The organism is Peribacillus sp. TH27, from assembly GCF_016650915.1.
GTDB classification, from domain to species: Bacteria; Bacillota; Bacilli; order Bacillales; family DSM-1321; genus Peribacillus; species Peribacillus butanolivorans.
Genome location: NZ_JAEKEV010000002.1, coordinates 4,167,150 through 4,183,330, shown reverse-complemented (window position 1 = coordinate 4,183,330; position 16,181 = coordinate 4,167,150). Strand labels below are relative to the sequence as shown.

The 16,181-nt window shown below is 37.5% G+C and carries 16 protein-coding genes and 1 riboswitch; of the genes, 4 read left to right on the top strand and 12 right to left on the bottom strand.

Going from position 1 to position 16,181, the window contains the following annotated elements; genetic code table 11:
* Positions 1-35: 35 nt before the first annotated feature.
* From JFU24_RS21550 to JFU24_RS21525, 6 genes are all read right to left on the bottom strand, one after another.
* Entirely contained in the window at positions 36-602 is a 567-nt protein-coding gene (locus tag JFU24_RS21550) for a competence protein ComK (RefSeq protein ID WP_201250446.1), read from the bottom strand.
* A 935-nt stretch (positions 603-1,537) separates the two neighbouring features.
* Positions 1,538-2,416 carry a phosphatidylinositol-specific phospholipase C/glycerophosphodiester phosphodiesterase family protein gene (locus JFU24_RS21545; RefSeq protein ID WP_201250445.1) on the bottom strand — a complete coding sequence of 293 codons (879 nt, stop codon included), beginning with the start codon at positions 2,414-2,416 and terminating at the stop codon, positions 1,538-1,540.
* Between the two features lie 415 nt (positions 2,417-2,831).
* Positions 2,832-3,023 carry a hypothetical protein gene (locus tag JFU24_RS21540; RefSeq protein ID WP_056530132.1) on the bottom strand — a complete coding sequence of 64 codons (192 nt, stop codon included), beginning with the start codon at positions 3,021-3,023 and terminating at the stop codon, positions 2,832-2,834.
* Positions 3,024-3,330: 307 nt separating this feature from the next.
* Positions 3,331-3,942, bottom strand: coding sequence for a hypothetical protein (locus JFU24_RS21535; protein WP_057219801.1), 612 nt, complete (start codon positions 3,940-3,942; stop codon positions 3,331-3,333).
* A gap of 684 nt (positions 3,943-4,626) precedes the next feature.
* Positions 4,627-4,944: a protealysin inhibitor emfourin gene (locus JFU24_RS21530; RefSeq protein ID WP_201186581.1), complete on the bottom strand. Its 318-nt coding sequence runs from the start codon at positions 4,942-4,944 to the stop codon at positions 4,627-4,629.
* 32 nt (positions 4,945-4,976) lie between these two features.
* The gene (locus tag JFU24_RS21525) at positions 4,977-6,038 is read right to left on the bottom strand and encodes a M4 family metallopeptidase (protein ID WP_201250444.1); all 1,062 of its coding nucleotides are present in this window, start codon (positions 6,036-6,038) and stop codon (positions 4,977-4,979) included.
* A 419-nt stretch (positions 6,039-6,457) separates the two neighbouring features.
* Here JFU24_RS21525 and JFU24_RS21520 point away from each other — a divergent pair, with 419 nt between their 5' ends.
* The 4 genes from JFU24_RS21520 (at position 6,458) to JFU24_RS21505 (ending at position 9,924) form a co-directional block, all read left to right on the top strand.
* Positions 6,458-7,831 (top strand): PepSY-associated TM helix domain-containing protein, encoded by a 1,374-nt coding sequence (locus tag JFU24_RS21520; protein ID WP_201250443.1) that lies wholly within the window; start codon positions 6,458-6,460, stop codon positions 7,829-7,831.
* A gap of 27 nt (positions 7,832-7,858) precedes the next feature.
* Positions 7,859-8,329, top strand: coding sequence for a FixH family protein (locus tag JFU24_RS21515; protein ID WP_201250442.1), 471 nt, complete (start codon positions 7,859-7,861; stop codon positions 8,327-8,329).
* Positions 8,330-8,644: 315 nt separating this feature from the next.
* A complete protein-coding gene (locus JFU24_RS21510) occupies positions 8,645-9,181 on the top strand; it encodes a DUF4309 domain-containing protein (RefSeq protein WP_313889287.1) in 537 nt (178 codons plus the stop codon).
* 323 nt (positions 9,182-9,504) lie between these two features.
* Positions 9,505-9,924: a VOC family protein gene (locus tag JFU24_RS21505; protein ID WP_201223139.1), complete on the top strand. Its 420-nt coding sequence runs from the start codon at positions 9,505-9,507 to the stop codon at positions 9,922-9,924.
* Positions 9,925-10,230: 306 nt separating this feature from the next.
* Here the strand turns inward: JFU24_RS21505 and JFU24_RS21500 are convergent, their stop codons facing one another.
* From JFU24_RS21500 to JFU24_RS21475, 6 genes are all read right to left on the bottom strand, one after another.
* Positions 10,231-11,430 carry a phosphoglycerate dehydrogenase gene (locus tag JFU24_RS21500; RefSeq protein ID WP_201250440.1) on the bottom strand — a complete coding sequence of 400 codons (1,200 nt, stop codon included), beginning with the start codon at positions 11,428-11,430 and terminating at the stop codon, positions 10,231-10,233.
* 172 nt (positions 11,431-11,602) lie between these two features.
* Positions 11,603-11,681: riboswitch (ZMP/ZTP riboswitch) on the bottom strand.
* 186 nt (positions 11,682-11,867) lie between these two features.
* On the bottom strand, positions 11,868-13,208 hold the full coding sequence (locus tag JFU24_RS21495; RefSeq protein ID WP_200964801.1) for a sugar porter family MFS transporter: 1,341 nt from the start codon (positions 13,206-13,208) through the stop codon (positions 11,868-11,870).
* A 27-nt stretch (positions 13,209-13,235) separates the two neighbouring features.
* Positions 13,236-13,661 carry an RbsD/FucU family protein gene (locus JFU24_RS21490; RefSeq protein ID WP_057219797.1) on the bottom strand — a complete coding sequence of 142 codons (426 nt, stop codon included), beginning with the start codon at positions 13,659-13,661 and terminating at the stop codon, positions 13,236-13,238.
* Positions 13,654-14,568, bottom strand: coding sequence for a fumarylacetoacetate hydrolase family protein (locus tag JFU24_RS21485; RefSeq protein WP_057219796.1), 915 nt, complete (start codon positions 14,566-14,568; stop codon positions 13,654-13,656). Before JFU24_RS21485 ends, JFU24_RS21490 begins: the two co-directional genes overlap by 8 nt.
* Positions 14,569-14,583: 15 nt before the next feature.
* Positions 14,584-15,357 carry an SDR family NAD(P)-dependent oxidoreductase gene (locus JFU24_RS21480; RefSeq protein WP_201250439.1) on the bottom strand — a complete coding sequence of 258 codons (774 nt, stop codon included), beginning with the start codon at positions 15,355-15,357 and terminating at the stop codon, positions 14,584-14,586.
* Positions 15,354-16,169 (bottom strand): SDR family NAD(P)-dependent oxidoreductase, encoded by an 816-nt coding sequence (locus tag JFU24_RS21475; RefSeq protein ID WP_201250438.1) that lies wholly within the window; start codon positions 16,167-16,169, stop codon positions 15,354-15,356. The genes JFU24_RS21480 and JFU24_RS21475 overlap by 4 nt, the downstream gene beginning before the upstream one ends.
* Positions 16,170-16,181: the final 12 nt, after the last annotated feature.

Here is a 16,181-nt window from a genome sequence, read left to right as displayed (position 1 = left end):
ATTGGTGGTCTCTTCCTTAGCGATTTCTTGGTTAATCATTCTTCTTTTTCATTCTCCTTCACCTTGTAATTTATCTCTCCAGGTTCTTTACAGAATGTTATTCCACTTCCCGGTTCGTAATAAAAGGTCTTTTTCAACGTAGAGCGTTCATAGAAGGTTGTGTGCAGATAGGCTGCTTGGTCTCTTTTGAATTCGAGTTGATTTGTACTCATCGAAACAGGTAAGCTGTGACCAAAGTTGGTATGAACTATAGTTTCTTTGTCGCTGATTTTTTCAAAGTGATTAATATGAATATAAGAAAGCCAGATCCCGCCGCCTTTTCGAAAGGAGCTACATGAGAACCAAGCCATTCCAAGCTGGGCGTTAATACAGATGGGCAGTTTGTATTTACCACCGAGCACAGATTTTGCTCCGATAAGGGCACCATTAAGATCAGATCCAAAATAGTTCAGTGTGTCATTCAAAATTTCAAGTGGAGTTTTGATTACGAAAAACGTGTTCTTTCCTTCTATCACCCTTGTCATCTCCACTCCCTTTGAATCGTACTCAACCAGCATTCCAACCGTTTCCCTATTCATTAGATAACTATTTCGTATCATCATGTAAGTCGCCTCCTATTTAATATTTCATTAATAAGGGTATACTGAACATAGAGTCAGGTATACTCCTGCTCATGAGCCCTTAGGTGACTGTCTTCCCGGACTTTCTCCACCAAAGGGTTTTTCTATTTTTAATTCACATTTTCCTCACCTCCTAAAAGAAGTGTAAAGACATCTTAGGTTAAATGAAATAATAGTGGACGCCCTTTGTAGGGCCGTAGATGTTTGATAAAAAGGAATCATCTTGTTTCCAAGAACAGGTCCTTTCTAATAGAAAAAGTTGGTTCGTTGATTGCTTTACAGAGGGGATTTCATGATGTTTGTGGAGTTGATAATCGTATGAGCAAAGGAGATTCTAATGTTGAGATTTGGACTTGCGAGATTAATATTTTCTTCCCAAATAGGATAAAAGTCTTCCCCGAAGTTGTAACTTTCATTTCTTGATATGCATTTCACATCACCTACGCGACCATTATCCTATTTTTCGCAATTTTTGTAAAACTGCTCTCGTTTGAATCTCTTTCAATTTTCATTATCTTTCTGACTAAATTTCAAGTTTAATTGGGTTACTCTTTATAAAATCCTATTAGAAAGTTATAATGATTGATTTCCTCATGGAAACTGTTAGTCAGTTTCAACATATAGTGGTTAATTTGTGTCTATTTATAGAAATAATAAGCAAAAGCAAAGCGAAAAGTGAGTAGAGATGCAATTTCGGTGAACATTCGGTGAACATATGAAGGAACGCAAAAAAGCCTATTTTTGATAGACTTTATTGGTTTCTATTATCTTTTTGCCACTCTTAGAATCTCATTCAATCTTTTTGATATATGTTTTACTTCAAAGAAATATGGCTTAGTTGGCGTCAAAAATAAACCAGATAACCCGCTTCACTAGGATAGGGATCGTCTGGTTTATTAATAAATAATATGAATTGGCTACCACTTAATATGCTGTTTCGTAGGGTGTGGATCATTTTCAAGCAGGTATTGCTGTAAGGCTGGAAGGTCATCTGTGTTTACAAGGTCTACCCCTGCTTTTAGCATCTCATCCCATACAGCTTCACGGCTTGGTAACGCTGCGTCTGGAGTTGCCCAGAAACGAACCATTTGACCGTTAGCATGCGCCGTTTTGACAATGTGATCTAGCTTTTCTCGTTCAGCTTGAGGCATCTTACCAACACCCTGCCATGTAAAATACTTTGTCCAGTTGTCACTGATTACAGGTACGAATTCATTAGGTGCATCAGATCCCAGGTCACTCATTCGGCCATCGAATGTGGCATAACGTACCTTCTGGTTTTCCATTAGCTCACGCGGTCGGTTTCCAGAAATAATGACGGTAACGGCACCTTGGTTTACCTTTGATTTTGAAAATTTTGTAACCATTTTCTTGTATTCTTCCAGTTGTTTATCAATTTCTTCATATGTAGCTATGTCCTCGGATTTAATATCGATCCACAGTAAGAAATCCTGGTCACGATTTTTGTAAACAGAGCCTCTGTTTTGCTTCACTTTTTCTTTTAATGGATCTAAATAAAGGGACTTAAGTGTCCGTTCTGGTTTAACATTGATTTCATCATGGGCTACTAGTAATTCACCGTCTTTTAGCCAGACGTCCGCTTCTACACTTGTGAACCCATGATCCAGTGCATCATAGAGAGGACGTGCATGCTCATAATCATTGTGTGCGTGCGCTTTTGCAAGCGGCACTATAACTTTAGGTTCCTTCTTAACCTGTTCAGCGGAAGCATTTGTTGCTGAAAAAGGCATAGCAACAGCAACAGCTAAAGACATCGTTAGCCACCATTTATTCATATTCATTTTCCTCCTCTTTATCATTTCACTTCTATCGTAGCTTTTTATTCTAAGAAAACAATGGTATTTACAGAACCTTAACGGAATTTGAAAAAAGTGTTTACATGAAATAGTTCTTTTACACAAAAACAAGCGTAACTGAAATGCTCTTACGCTTGTTTTAAGAGGGTAATCTAGGTAAACCTTTCCTCAATCCACCTGCGATCCTTCATTCCACTACGTCCGGCCCTCAATTCCCTTTTTCGGCGTTCTTGTATTTATTATTATTACTTTTCGACAAGAAGGTTGGCGACCTGAAAGGGCGCAATCTGTTAGTTCTTTATACTGATTAAGATGAACCAGAATTACGAATAAACTCTGTATACCTTGGCGCTGTAAGGCCCGGTCCACTTTCGTAATGCACCCGAAAAGACACCTATTTTTTCGAGTCTTCCTCACCCGTATAAAACTCTCGATAAAGTTCATTGACTAGTCTGTCTAACCTCAATAGGTCGGGATTACCTGCAGCACGTTGCTCCTTGAGCCATTGATCTCGCTCTTCTTCAGTCATGAACAACAACTTCGAATAGACAATGGATGAAAATATGACCGCCGGGCTCTTACCCACACAAAAAAGCCCCCTTAAAACGGGAGTCTAAAAGAAATTTGAAATTCGGTCATTTGTAAAAAGCTTCATTCTTTTCTTTAAATCGTTTAATAAAAAAGCTAAATAAAATGCTCGTAAATAAATAATATAACCCTAAAATCGATAAAGAATCTGTTAAAACCAACCATAGATCATTACCTTGAATAACAAATCTCCATAAAAAAATGCTAATCATAAAAATTATTGGGATTAATAGATAATACCCCAAAAAGTATAAGATTTCCTTTGCCATTGTAATCACCCTTTTCAGACCTATAATACCTTATGTTCAAACTATACTATAAAATTCTTTATTTAAAATAGAATCATTCATTTCAACCGTATTAATAGCCCAAGGGCCTACACCCTCTAGACATCTAGTTCCATACCAAGTAAGAGTAGCAGCTAAACCAATTGCATTTCCACCTATACCAATTTTAATTAATAGTTTGGCTGCTTCTTTATACGCCTTTTTCTGTAAATAAGCCCATAAGCCTCCAGTCATAGCTACTTCAATAAGTGCTACTCCAAAATGGTCTTTTAAAGAAGCTACCATACAACTTTTCCAACTCTTCTTAGCAGCTAATGGCTGTATAGGATTAATCACTGTAGTTTCTGCAAGCTCACAACTTGAAGACTCAATCTCTTGTTGGAGAATTTTAAGTTCGTCTATTTCACCAAATTCAGCTTCTAATTTATCAAAATGAAAGCCTACTACATTATTTTCCGAATCATAGATAGCAGCTTCCTCCATTAGAAATTTAAGATCTTTCTCCAACTTAGCTACTTCTTCACTTTCTTTCGTAGACATTGATTCTGCACTCACTGAGGGCCCTACAGATAAAAAAACTAACATCAAAGCTATTAAAGATAACAATCCAGTTTTAAACTTTTTTTTCATTTACTTTTTCCCTTTCCAATTAAATGTAAAACACAACACAGCATAGATTAGGAAATTATCAGCCTAATATGCTCAAAGTTATAATTTTACTATTCAGGTAATTGTTTTAAAAAAAGTTCTCTTTAACAATCACAATGGCAGCCAACCTACGAGAAAACGCCACCCGGATTGAGTGACGTATCTATATCATATATTTGCGCTGGATCCTACCGCGCTATCGCTTGCTTGCCTTACTCAGGCCGAGACTGTGTTTCCCCACCCTTAACAAGTAAGCTTTATGTAGTTATCGTCTATTTTTTTACTAAATAATCGCTATTTTGCTTGACCGCCCTTACGCTCTTTGACTTACTGAGCCGAAGGATTGGAAACGGCTGAGAGCAGACTTTGCCCCTTACACACGTCAAACGGATAGTCTGAGGCATATAAGAAGCAAAGTCGCATTCCTTACGTCCCCTCGTTTGGTATCCGTATGATATGCCCTTCTGAACTTCCGATCTTTCGACCGACTGCAGCTCGTACAATATCGCCCCTGTACGGATTAAAACCTGCCGCAGCACCCTAGAACCGTAGTTCCAACGATAACCGCCCGGACCTTTAATGGATGTCCTCTCCTGCCGCCACCAGCACAGAAGGATTGCTGTTAAATTATTAACTCCAAAATTTGATTATAGTTATTCTTTGTTGTTATTCTGCCATTTTTATTTCAATGGCTAAATTACGTAAATAATCTAATAAGGGCCGTACTTCCTCTGGAGCTGTTGTGTCAGTAAATGAGAAGGACTGTTTCTTTTTTTCATTTACTATATCCAGCTGATATGAAAACGCGTCCGCTCCTTGAGATTTAGCTCCGACCATTTTACTTAGATGAGGATTAGAAAGATCAGCTGTCTTCATTAAATTCTTTAATTCTTCATTTTTCTCCTGCGGCAATTCATTTGTATCTATCTGAAAATTCAAGTCGAGGTTGGCAAATCCCCCTATGCAGCTAAATTGGATATGCATGCTGAATGAAGCCTCCTATTCATAGAATATAACTACTCAGGCAGTCCAACCGCTTTGAAAGCATCTTCAATTGTTTTTATAGCTGTCTCAGTAACTTCTCCACTATCAACAAGTTTTTGTGCTGCCTTGATAACAATTTGTACGAATTGATTGAAATTCGCCGTTGCAAATAAATTCTGCATGGCATTGAACCAAATCAAAGCTGCTTTGTCCGTTCCAATCTCCATAGATACAAGATAAAAAGCCTTGTTTGGTATCCCACTATTGATATGGACACCATGATTATCTCGCTCTCCTCGATAGAAGTTCTTCATATGATCAGGCTGCATATCTTTCCCCATTAATTTATTGTCAAATGCAGTACCTGGAGCTTTCATGGAACGGAGAGCTTGTCCTTTTAGTGTTGGTCCCATTATATCAGCACCGATTAACCAATCCGCATCTTGTGCTGATTGCTTTAAATGAAATTGTTTGATAGTCACTCCAAACACATCTGAGAGATGTTCATTCAAAGCCCCTGACTGGCCTTCATACTCCAATCCACTGGTGAACTGCGTAACACCATGTGTAAGTTCGTGTCCAATTACATCAAGTGAATTTGCAAAATTGCTAAAAATAACCCCATCGCCGTCACCAAATACCATTTCATCTCCGTCCCAATAGGCATTTGTAAATTTATCCCCATAATGAACGTTCAGAATTAGATCAAGGCCTTCGTTATCTATTGAATTACGGTGTAAAACATCCTTGAAATAGTCACGCACAACTCCACTATAATCATATGCATGGTTAACTACAGAATCCCCACTTGATCGATCTCCTTCTTTCCTAGCCTCATTCTGTCGGAGTTTGGTCCCTCCTTTACAATCATAAACATGGCGAGCAGATTCACCTTTACGTTCTGATCCTGCATCAGTTAAAGCAATAACACCGTTAATATCATATTCTTTCATGATTCTACGTCTGCGCACTTGACGGCTTTTCGCTAAACTGATCCGTGCTGCTTCTACTTCATTTTGTGCCAAATTCTCAAGAATGTAGCTAGGTACAATGAAACACTGGCACAGCGATTTCGAACAATCTTTTTTGGGCATATTTGACACTCCTTCATAATTTTTTTTACAAACAGCGCGCCTAGTCTTCACCGTAATTCATGGTAATTAGTAGAGTATTGATCCCTCAACATTTGATAATGCTGCTCTCCTATTTCTTCCACACATTTCTATAGATTACTTTCGCCACACTTACCTCATTTCCCTCCATTCCATCCTACTCTACTACTTGCAAATTTCTTCTCTGCACGTTCTCTCCTTAGTTCCAGTTGTATAAGGCTATTAAATAACAGGTAAGTTTAGTTGAAGTGGGAAATTTATTTAAATAATGATAATGCGCGGTAGAATAACTTTAATTTCCTTTTTTTAATAAAACTTCATATTTTTCTCACAATTCTTTTTTATCATCAATATAAGTGAATTTACTAGTACTATTCAAAGAAATAGGAGGTCCTATATAAATGGAAACTGTTAAAACAAAAACTACTATACAAAATCAAAAACAAACAAACACCTCTCTGTATAGAACAGTATGGAGATGGCATTTTTATGCTGGAATTGTTTTTGCACCCTTACTTATTATTCTTGCAGTTACTGGATCAATCTATTTATTTAAGCCACAGATTGAACAAGTACTTTATCAAGACTACCACGAGGTTACCCCTCAAGGAGATAAAATACCAGCATCCCAGCAGATTGAGAAAGTGAAGAAACTTTACCCTGATGCAGTGGTGACAAAATATCATCCCGGAGAAAGTGCCTCTCGTTCGAGCGAAGTAAGCATTACTTCTAATAAGGAGTCACTTACAATTTTTATAGATCCCTATACAGGTAAATCTATTGGAGAGTTAAATGATGAAGACAGAATTATGGATAAAATCGAAGAAATTCATGGTGAACTAATGGCTGGCACCTTAGGAGATAGAATTGTAGAGTTAGCTGCGTGTTGGGCAGTTGTGTTAATTGTCTCTGGTCTTTATTTATGGTATCCCAAAAATAAGCTAAGTCTTTCTGGTGTTCTTTTTCCAAGAATAAATAAAGGAAAAAATATTTTCAGAAGAGATTTACATGCAGTACCTGCCTTTTGGATATCAGCAGGAATGTTATTTTTAATTATGACTGGTTTACCTTGGTCAGGTTTTTGGGGAAGTAATTTTCAATCTTTAGCTACCAATTCTGGATCTGGGTATCCTCCTTCTATATGGTCAGGAAGTGCTCCAACATCCTCAATTAAAACAAAAGATATTGCAGATGTACCTTGGGCAGCAGAAAATTTAGATGTACCTATCTCAAATATTCAAGGTTTTATCCCACTGTCCATTGATGATGTAGTTACGATTGCGAATCGTGAGGGTATGCATCCAAGTTATAGCATAAATATTCCAAATGAAACAGATGGCGTCTATACATTGTCAGCTTTTCCACCGAAAGCACAAGATGAAGCAACTATTCATGTTGACCAATATTCTGGGGCAGTTTTAGCTGATTATCGTTATGATCATTACGGTTTTATTGGAAAAATAGTTGCATGGGGAATTACCTTGCACAAAGGGACTCAATTTGGTTTGATTAATCAAATATTCAGCCTTCTTATTTGTTTAGGAATTATTCTTGTTGCCGTTAGTGGTTTTTATTTATGGTTGAAGCGAAAGCCGAAAAAAGGATTAGGTGCACCTAAATCTCCTCATATAAAGAACATGAAATCCTTTCTAATTCTGTTAATAGGTCTAGGAATTTTGTTTCCTTTGGTTGGTTTGTCGCTTATTGTTGTGTGGCTAATTGACTGGTTAATTATTAAAAGAATATCTGTAGTTAAGAAGTTTATGAATGCATAATTCGAAATGTAAAGGGTGGCTTTTGCCGTGAAAAAAAATATATGTATTTTTTTAATCTTTATTTTCATCCTATTGCTAAGTGCGTGTTCACTTGAAAAGAATGTCACTACTCTATACAAAGAAGAAACACCTCTTGAATCGGAAATAATCATACCAGAATCCTTTTCAGCTAATACACAGGAGACTATAAAGGCTGTTCTTACTCAAGGTGGTAAAAGGGTTGTAGGCGCAGATTTTGTTCATTTTGAAATATGGAAACAAGATGGCTCTCTCAAATATAGTATGGAACAAGCTGAGGAAGAGGGAAACGGCACATATAGTTTAAGGAAAAACTTTGATAGTGATGGTCTATACTATATAAAAGTACATGCTAGTAACGATGGTTCAATAATTATGCCTCAAAAACAGTTTATCGTAGGAAAACTTTCTGAAAGTGATTTAAAAATCTTGCAAAAAGGTATGCATAAACAAGAAGAAAGTCATGAACATCATCATTAAATTTATTTAAAAATCCGGTTTTCTTTGAAGACCGGATTTTTTATGGATATTTGCTTACCGCTGTAAATTCGTTTTTTGTTGTTACTACTAATAAAAGGGGTAATAATTTTGGCTATTATTTTTCTTTACTTTAATAAGTGATTAACTGCAGCATCAGAATTTTGCGGGGATATCGGTTGAAGCAGTATGTTCCCTCCTGTAGAGTACGGTTGGGTTAACAAGAATTTTCAGTGTTCTTTTTTTTTGAAAAATACGTATTATATTTAGGGTGATTCGTCAATTCCTGTTTAGAAAGGGTGTTTAATTTTGAAACAAGTGAAAGGTTTTATCCGAAGCTTCACCATTTTAACACTTGCTTTTCTCATGTTTAGCGGAGGCGCAGCTTTTGCTTCTGCTGCTTCAGAATCATCGAAGTCTACGCCAGATCTCTTGATACGAAAAATCATGGGTTTAGCTTATGAATCCCAACAATCGATTAACAGTAAACCTTTTTCTGTTGGTGATTCGTTGAAAAAAGTAGAAAAAGCCTGGGGTCCACCGGAGGATCTAAGTACCGTTGCAGCCAATTATTGGAGCCGCAATGTTCGATTCCTTTATGACGATTCAACAGGTAGAAAAACGATTACCGCCATTGATGATTTTGATCCCCAGCTGCAAACCATTCATTTATCTGAGTTGAAGGGATTGATTGGTAAACCTGTAAGTGAAGAGGAGCAAGAGGGAATGTACTATGTCACCTATACTGATAACAAAAATTATAAAGTTGTTTTCGTGTTTGAAAGCGCCTGGATTAACCCCGATCCAAAATTGTATATGTATACGCTTGAATTGGCAGAAAAATCATGTAAATAATAAGTAACAAGCCACATAAGGAATCGTCTCTGTAATTCATAGGGGACGATTCTTTTACTTAGAACAAAAAAATCATGATGTTTAAGACAAGATCGGCACTTATTCTTACGCATCAAGCTGGGCAGGTTAGCACAATACGAAAAGTTGAAAGTGAATCCAATTAATGGTATTTTTACATTAAAGCTGTACAGTGCTACGACCAAAGTTGCAAGGGAATCATCCCAATTACTGAAGGTTCCTAACGTATTCATTTGATAAAATTTTTAGTAGTTGCCAAGTAAATAGATTTAATTATGGAACGATCTACAGGGAGGAATGGGACAATGGAAAATAAATGGCCAAAAGAAATGAAAGTAGCGCAAATCCGAGTTGCACGTCCTACTGATCAACTAAAAAAGGTTGTAAACTTCTATTGTGAGGGATTAGGCTTGAAAAAAATCGGTTCTTTTGAAGGACACGAGGGATATGACGGTATAATGATTGGGCTTCCCAATTCAAACTATCATTTAGAGTTTACTCAACATAAAGATGGAAGTCCTTGTCCTGCTCCAACAAATGATAATCTGCTTGTCTTCTATATTCCTGAAAGTAAAACCATTGAAGAAATCACAAATAGATTGAAAGGTATGGGTTATGATTCAGTATCTCCAGAAAATCCATATTGGGAAAAATCAGGTGTTACAATTGAAGATCCAGATGGTTGGAGAATTGTATTAATGAATTCGCCCGGCATAGGAAATTAAAATAAAAAAAACTGCAATTGAAAAGTAAGGTTATCTGAGCATGTTACTAAAAGGATTACACCTTTTCCTCATTCAACCAACGGGCGCGATTCATTAATAGGAATCGCTTTTCTTATAGAAACAGGTGCTAGTTCTATAGAAGACCACAATAAGTAGTCTCTTATATTTGTTCAAAAATCAACAGCCTTACTGTCTAACAAAGCCTAAAATAAAAATAGCCTCAACTCCTTAAAGGAATTGAGGCTTGTACTAATATTTATCATTTGAGCAGGAAAGTACGCTTTCTTCCTGTTCAATTAAAGTATGTTAAATAATACGAGTTGTAACGATGCCTGTGATTTGTTTGATTTTTTCCTCTAAACCAGGAATGATATCGCCGTTTACTTCACCGTCAATGTCAATCATCGTATACGCGTATCCACCACGGCTTCTGTTAACCATGTCAGCGATGTTCAAATTATAGTCTGATATAGCCAGTGTGATCTGCCCAACCATGTTTGGAACGTTTTCGTGGAAAGTTGCCACACGACGCTTTCCTGTATAAGGAAGGGAAGTGTTTGGAAAATTCACTGAGTTTTTGATGTTCCCTGTTTCTAAGAACAACTTCACTTGACGAGCTGCCATAATAGCACAGTTTTCCTCTGATTCTTGCGTAGAGGCACCAAGATGTGGGATTGGAACTACATTTTTCATTTTCAATACATTTTCATTCGGGAAGTCTGTAATAAACCTGCCAACTTTCCCGCTTTCAAGTGCAGCTTCCATATCCGTTTCATTCACAAGCTCACCACGTGAGAAATTCAAAATATGTACGCCCGGTTTCATGATGCTAAATGTTTCTTGGTTAAACATTCCTCTTGTATCATCAGTTAATGGCACGTGTACAGTAATATAATCAGATTCAGCAAACAACTGTTCAATCGTCATAGCGCGCTGTACATTGCGGGACAAGTTCCAAGCTGTATCGACAGAGATGAACGGGTCAAATCCAATCACATCCATGTCTAAACCTAGTGCATCATTAGCTACAAGCGCACCGATCGCTCCTAAACCGATTACACCAAGAGTTTTCCCCTTGATTTCTTTTCCAACAAATTGTTTCTTTCCTGCTTCTACAAGCTTTGGAACTTGTTCTCCTTCACCTTCTAACGTCTTTGTCCAGGCCACACCGGCAAAAAGGTTACGAGATGAAGCCATTAAAGAGGTTAGTACCATTTCTTTTACAGCGTTAGCGTTAGCACCAGGGGTATTAAAAACAACAATTCCTAGCTCTGTGCATTTGTCGACGGGAATATTATTGACACCCGCTCCGGCCCTTGCGATTGCTTTTAAATTATCGCCTAATTCTAATGCATGCATGTTAAAGCTACGAAGAACAACAGCATCAGGGTTTTCACTGTCATTGTCGATAGTAAAGTTATCCTTATTGAATACATTTAACCCGCTTTCAGCAATATTATTTAAGGTTTTGATTGTTTTCAGTTTTTCTAAAATTAATGTGCTCATATTATTTCTCCTCTTTTAATTTATGATAGTTTTTAAATTCCTAAATTAATTAACAAGATGTTAAGCAAGCTACTAATCAAATTTCATAAAAATCTGTGTATTCTCTAATAATGGATTTTAGTCTTCACTATCCTCTCCTAATAAACAGAAAGAGGCAAGGGATAATTTCCCTTACCTCTGCCCAGGCGAACGGCTACGACACTATATGCTCCCTCACGGTTATCCGCGTTTCGCCAGTCACACATAGTCTTTTTAATTAATTATATTTTATCAAATTCTCCATCAACCTTCAACTACAATTTTAAAAGGTTATCCTATTTCAGTTCCTTTGGCAGAATTATTTAGTAGAATTCCCCATTGCTCAGTCCCCTTAGCAAGAAGAATATTCTTCCAATAGATGTTCTATCTTTAGTTCTTGTATTGGAAGGGTTAAACCCTTAAGCAGGTTTAATAGCTTTTTCCATATCTTGCTGACGCCAGTACTCTTCAATTTCTTCTAAAGTTTTCCCTTTGGTTTCTGGTGTTTTATAGTGAATAAATACGCAAGCAACTATTGATAATACCGCGTATATTAAGAAGACATTATTTCCAATGACACTTAACAATGGCGGGAAAGTATACGAAAAAAGAAAATTCAATGTGTACTGTAAAAATGTAATGACTCCCATTCCGATCGCTCTTGCCTGCAAAGGTAACACTTCAGGGATGAATAGCCAGAATACAGGACCTAGACCGATTCCAAACGCGAATACATATAAGAACACACAAACCATACTAAATATCGTAAAATCTGAAAATAGTGCTAAACCGATTAGTGGTAGGACCTGCCCGCCAATACTATAGATTAATAATGTTTTTCTTCCCAGTTTATCAACAATGAATAGCGATATAGCCGTGGAAATAACTAAGGCGGTACCTATCCCGAAGTTGGCTATATTCGATCCGCTCCACCCGTTAATTTCCACTCCTTCAAAGATGATTGGAGCAAAGTATACTACTGCATTAATCCCAGTGAAGACCTGAAAAAACGTTAATATGAAGTTCATATTTAGAATCTTTTTATACTGGCCAACTAAATGCTTGAATCCGACAGTTTGCTGTTTTAGTGAATAATTAATATCGCTTATTTCATCTTCCACTTCTTTCTTCGATCCTCTTAGTTTCATTAATACTTTTCTTGCACGTTCTTCTTTTCCTGCAGTCATTAGCCAACGTGGACTTTCGGGTGAGATTAGCATCCCAATCGTAAAGATTGCAGCAGGAATAATACCTATTCCTAGCATGATTCTCCATGAACCACTAGCAGAGAAGGAAGCTCCTACAATGTAAGCACTTAAAATTCCGACATTTACACTTAATTGATATAATGCACCAATTAATCCTCTGATTTTAGGTGGAGCTAATTCAACCAGATATATCAACGAACACATATTGGCTATTCCGCATCCGATTCCAAGGATAAATCGCGATCCTATTAAAACGCTTACATTAGTAGCGAAGGCACAGCCAATAGACCCAACAATAAACGTGATGCCTGCTCCTATTAAGAGCGATTTCCTTCCTAATACTTTAGATAAGGAGGTTGAAAGAACAATAGCAGGCAATGCTCCTAAAAGAAGGAAACTTACAATCAATCCTTGGCCGGCCGGGCTTAATCCAAATTCCTCGGTAATAAAGGGAATCGCTGGAGAAATGGCACCAGAATCAAAACCATATAAAAGTCCAGCCAAGCCACCAAAAATCGCATAAACATACATAATATTCGGAATTTTTTGCAAATAGCTCACTCCTTTTAGATTCACTAATTAAAGTACACCTTTTTTCAATATAAGATTCGCATATTGTGCACGTTCACTTGTAGCGATAATGGCATATGCCGCCTTACTTCTTTCGTAAAAATCCGTTCTTTCGATTTTTTCTATTTGGACAGGAAAGTCGCTCGTTTTTTTTATTATATCTTCATAGGTCTGCCAGATTACAGGGTTTTTTTCATCGCCTTGAACAGGATTCATCAGCATGACTGGAAACGTAACATACGTATCTAGTGGGAAAAATTCTAATATGGCCCGTAAAAAATCAGCAACGCCATGTCCATGACCATTGATTATCCGGTTGGAATGACTTGCAGCCGGATAGTTTCCGTCTGCAAGTACAATCTCATCACCGTGCCCCATCTCCATCATAACTTTCATCAATTCTGGAGAAATAATAGGCGGGATTCCTTTAAGCATTAGTCAAAACCTTTTCACTTTCTTGAACAAATTTGTTCGTTAGTGTTCCAAGCTTTTCGATTTCAACAGTGACCACATCTCCTGGCTGAATATAAACGCGCTGATCAGCCGGTAAGCCTAATACGACTCCTTCAGGTGTACCTGTTAAAATAAGATCTCCCGGCTCTAACGTCATGTGCTGGGAAATATAACTTACGATTTCTGCGCAAGAAAAGATCATATCGGAAGTATTAGAGTTTTGTCTTATTTCATTATTTACGTACGTTTTCAAATTAAGGTTGTTTGGATCTCCTACTTCGTCCGCTGTCACTAAGAAAGGTCCTACTGGACTAAAATCATCACAGGTTTTTCCAAGCAGCCACTGCTGTGTTCTCATTTGCAGATCTCTTGCAGACAAATCATTGACTGTACAATAACCAAAAACATGAGAAAGAGCAGCTTCTTGTGTTACGTTCTTTGTCTTTTTTCCAATTACAATTCCCAGTTCAACCTCATAGTCCAGTTCATTCGTTACATTTGGTATAACAATTTCACTTTGATGACCTGTTAACGTATTATCAAATTTGTTAAACAAGATAGGCACTTCAGGATACGGTGCATTGGTTTCATCTGCATGTCTTCTGTAATTCAATCCGACACAAATGATTTTATGAGGTTTTGTAACACTAGGACCGTATATAAGCCCTTCCTCCTCAATAGCGACTGCACTTCCATTTGTGACAGCTTCATTAACCTTTATTTCAAAATCTTTTAGTTCGGATTGGTTGAATTCAATTACTTGCATCACATCTGTTACTATATTGTTCCATTCATTCTTCTTAGCAGTTTCTTCGATATCTATTAAGTTATTCTCAATCTGAACAGCCAGTTTCTGATTTTCACCTTTTATAAAAGTAGCTAGTTTCATAGTTTCATTCTCCTTTTATGCATTTTTCCCAAAAACAACTCCGCCATCAATATATAAAGGCGATCCCATCATGAACGTAGACTCATCTGAAGCTAGAAATAGTGCAGCCTTTGCCACATCACTAGGTCTTCCTAATTCTCCGCTTAACTGTCTTTTCTTGATCGATCCGATTGCGATTTCAGAATCATCATATGAATTTTTCAAATAATCTTCAACAAATGGAGTTAAGATGGTGCCCGGCAATAAAGCATTTACTCGAATATTATAAGGGGCATAGTCCACTTGCATGGCTTTTGTCAGAGCAAGTACAGCGCCTTTCGTTGCTGAGTATGCGGCACGTTTAACTAGACCCATTTCCGCAGCGCAAGACGACATATTGATGACTACTCCACTTTTTTGTTCCATCATATAAGGAAGCGTGTATTTAGAGGGTAAATAAACCCCCTTCACATTTACACTCATAATTCGGTCCCAGACATCTGGCTCTACTTCGTCCACTCTACCCACATTGCTGATTCCTGCATTGTTGAATAGAATATCTATTTTTTTATACGTCTCAATAATCTGTTGTATTGCAGATTGAACCGCTTCAGGATTCGTCACATCTACTTCGTAAAATGCTGCTTTTCCGCCATTTTCTTCTATTTCAGAAACTGTTCCTTGCCCATTTTCAGCATGAATGTCTGTGATGATAACAAATGCGCCTTCTTTTGCGAATAAACGGGCTGATTCCTTGCCGATGCCGCTTCCTCCGCCAGTGATAACTGCTATCTTGTTGAGTAGTCTCATAATGTTACCTCCTGTTCATGATTCATATGATCTTCAGGCTGTGCCGCTTTAACCGTTAATCCGCCATCTACCATTAACAGATGCCCATTGATTTGCACGGCTTCATCAGAGGCTAAAAAGACAACAGAATCACCAATTTGTTTTTCTGTACCAAGTCTCTTCATTGGATTCGCTTCAATCTCTTTTGCTAGAATTTGAGGATCTGCCAAATATTCATCACACATATCCGTTGCAACGGTGCTCGGTCCGACTGCATTTACATTAATATTGTATTTGCCTAACTCAATCGCCAAGGCCTTTGTTAAATGCGAAGCTGCTGCTTTTGATGAGATATAATGCGGGATTACTGGACTTGTCACAAGAACACTCGCAGTTGATGTAATATTAATGACTTTTCCATATTTATTTTCGATCATTTTTTTCGCCACTCTTTGGGTTGTCAAAAAGATCGATTTCACGTTCGTCTGATAGGTATCATCCCATGTTTTTTCTGAAAGACTCAAAAAAGGTTCAAATGGAGCAATACCAGCATTATTCACTAGGATCTCTACCGATCCTAACTCTTTTTCCACTTGGTCTATCATATGGTCAACTTCTTCTTTCACCCCAACATTTGCTTTCACAACAATCGCTTGAATATGAAACTCTTTTTCTACTTTTTCTTTTAAAGCGTTTGCTTTTTCAAATGAACCTGGTGATGTATAATTAATAGCCACATTGGCGCCTTCTTCAGCTAATCTCATGACAATTGCTGCTCCAATCCCCCGGCTACCGCCTGTGACAAGAGCTGTTCGATTTTTTAATTTACTCATATATAGATCCTC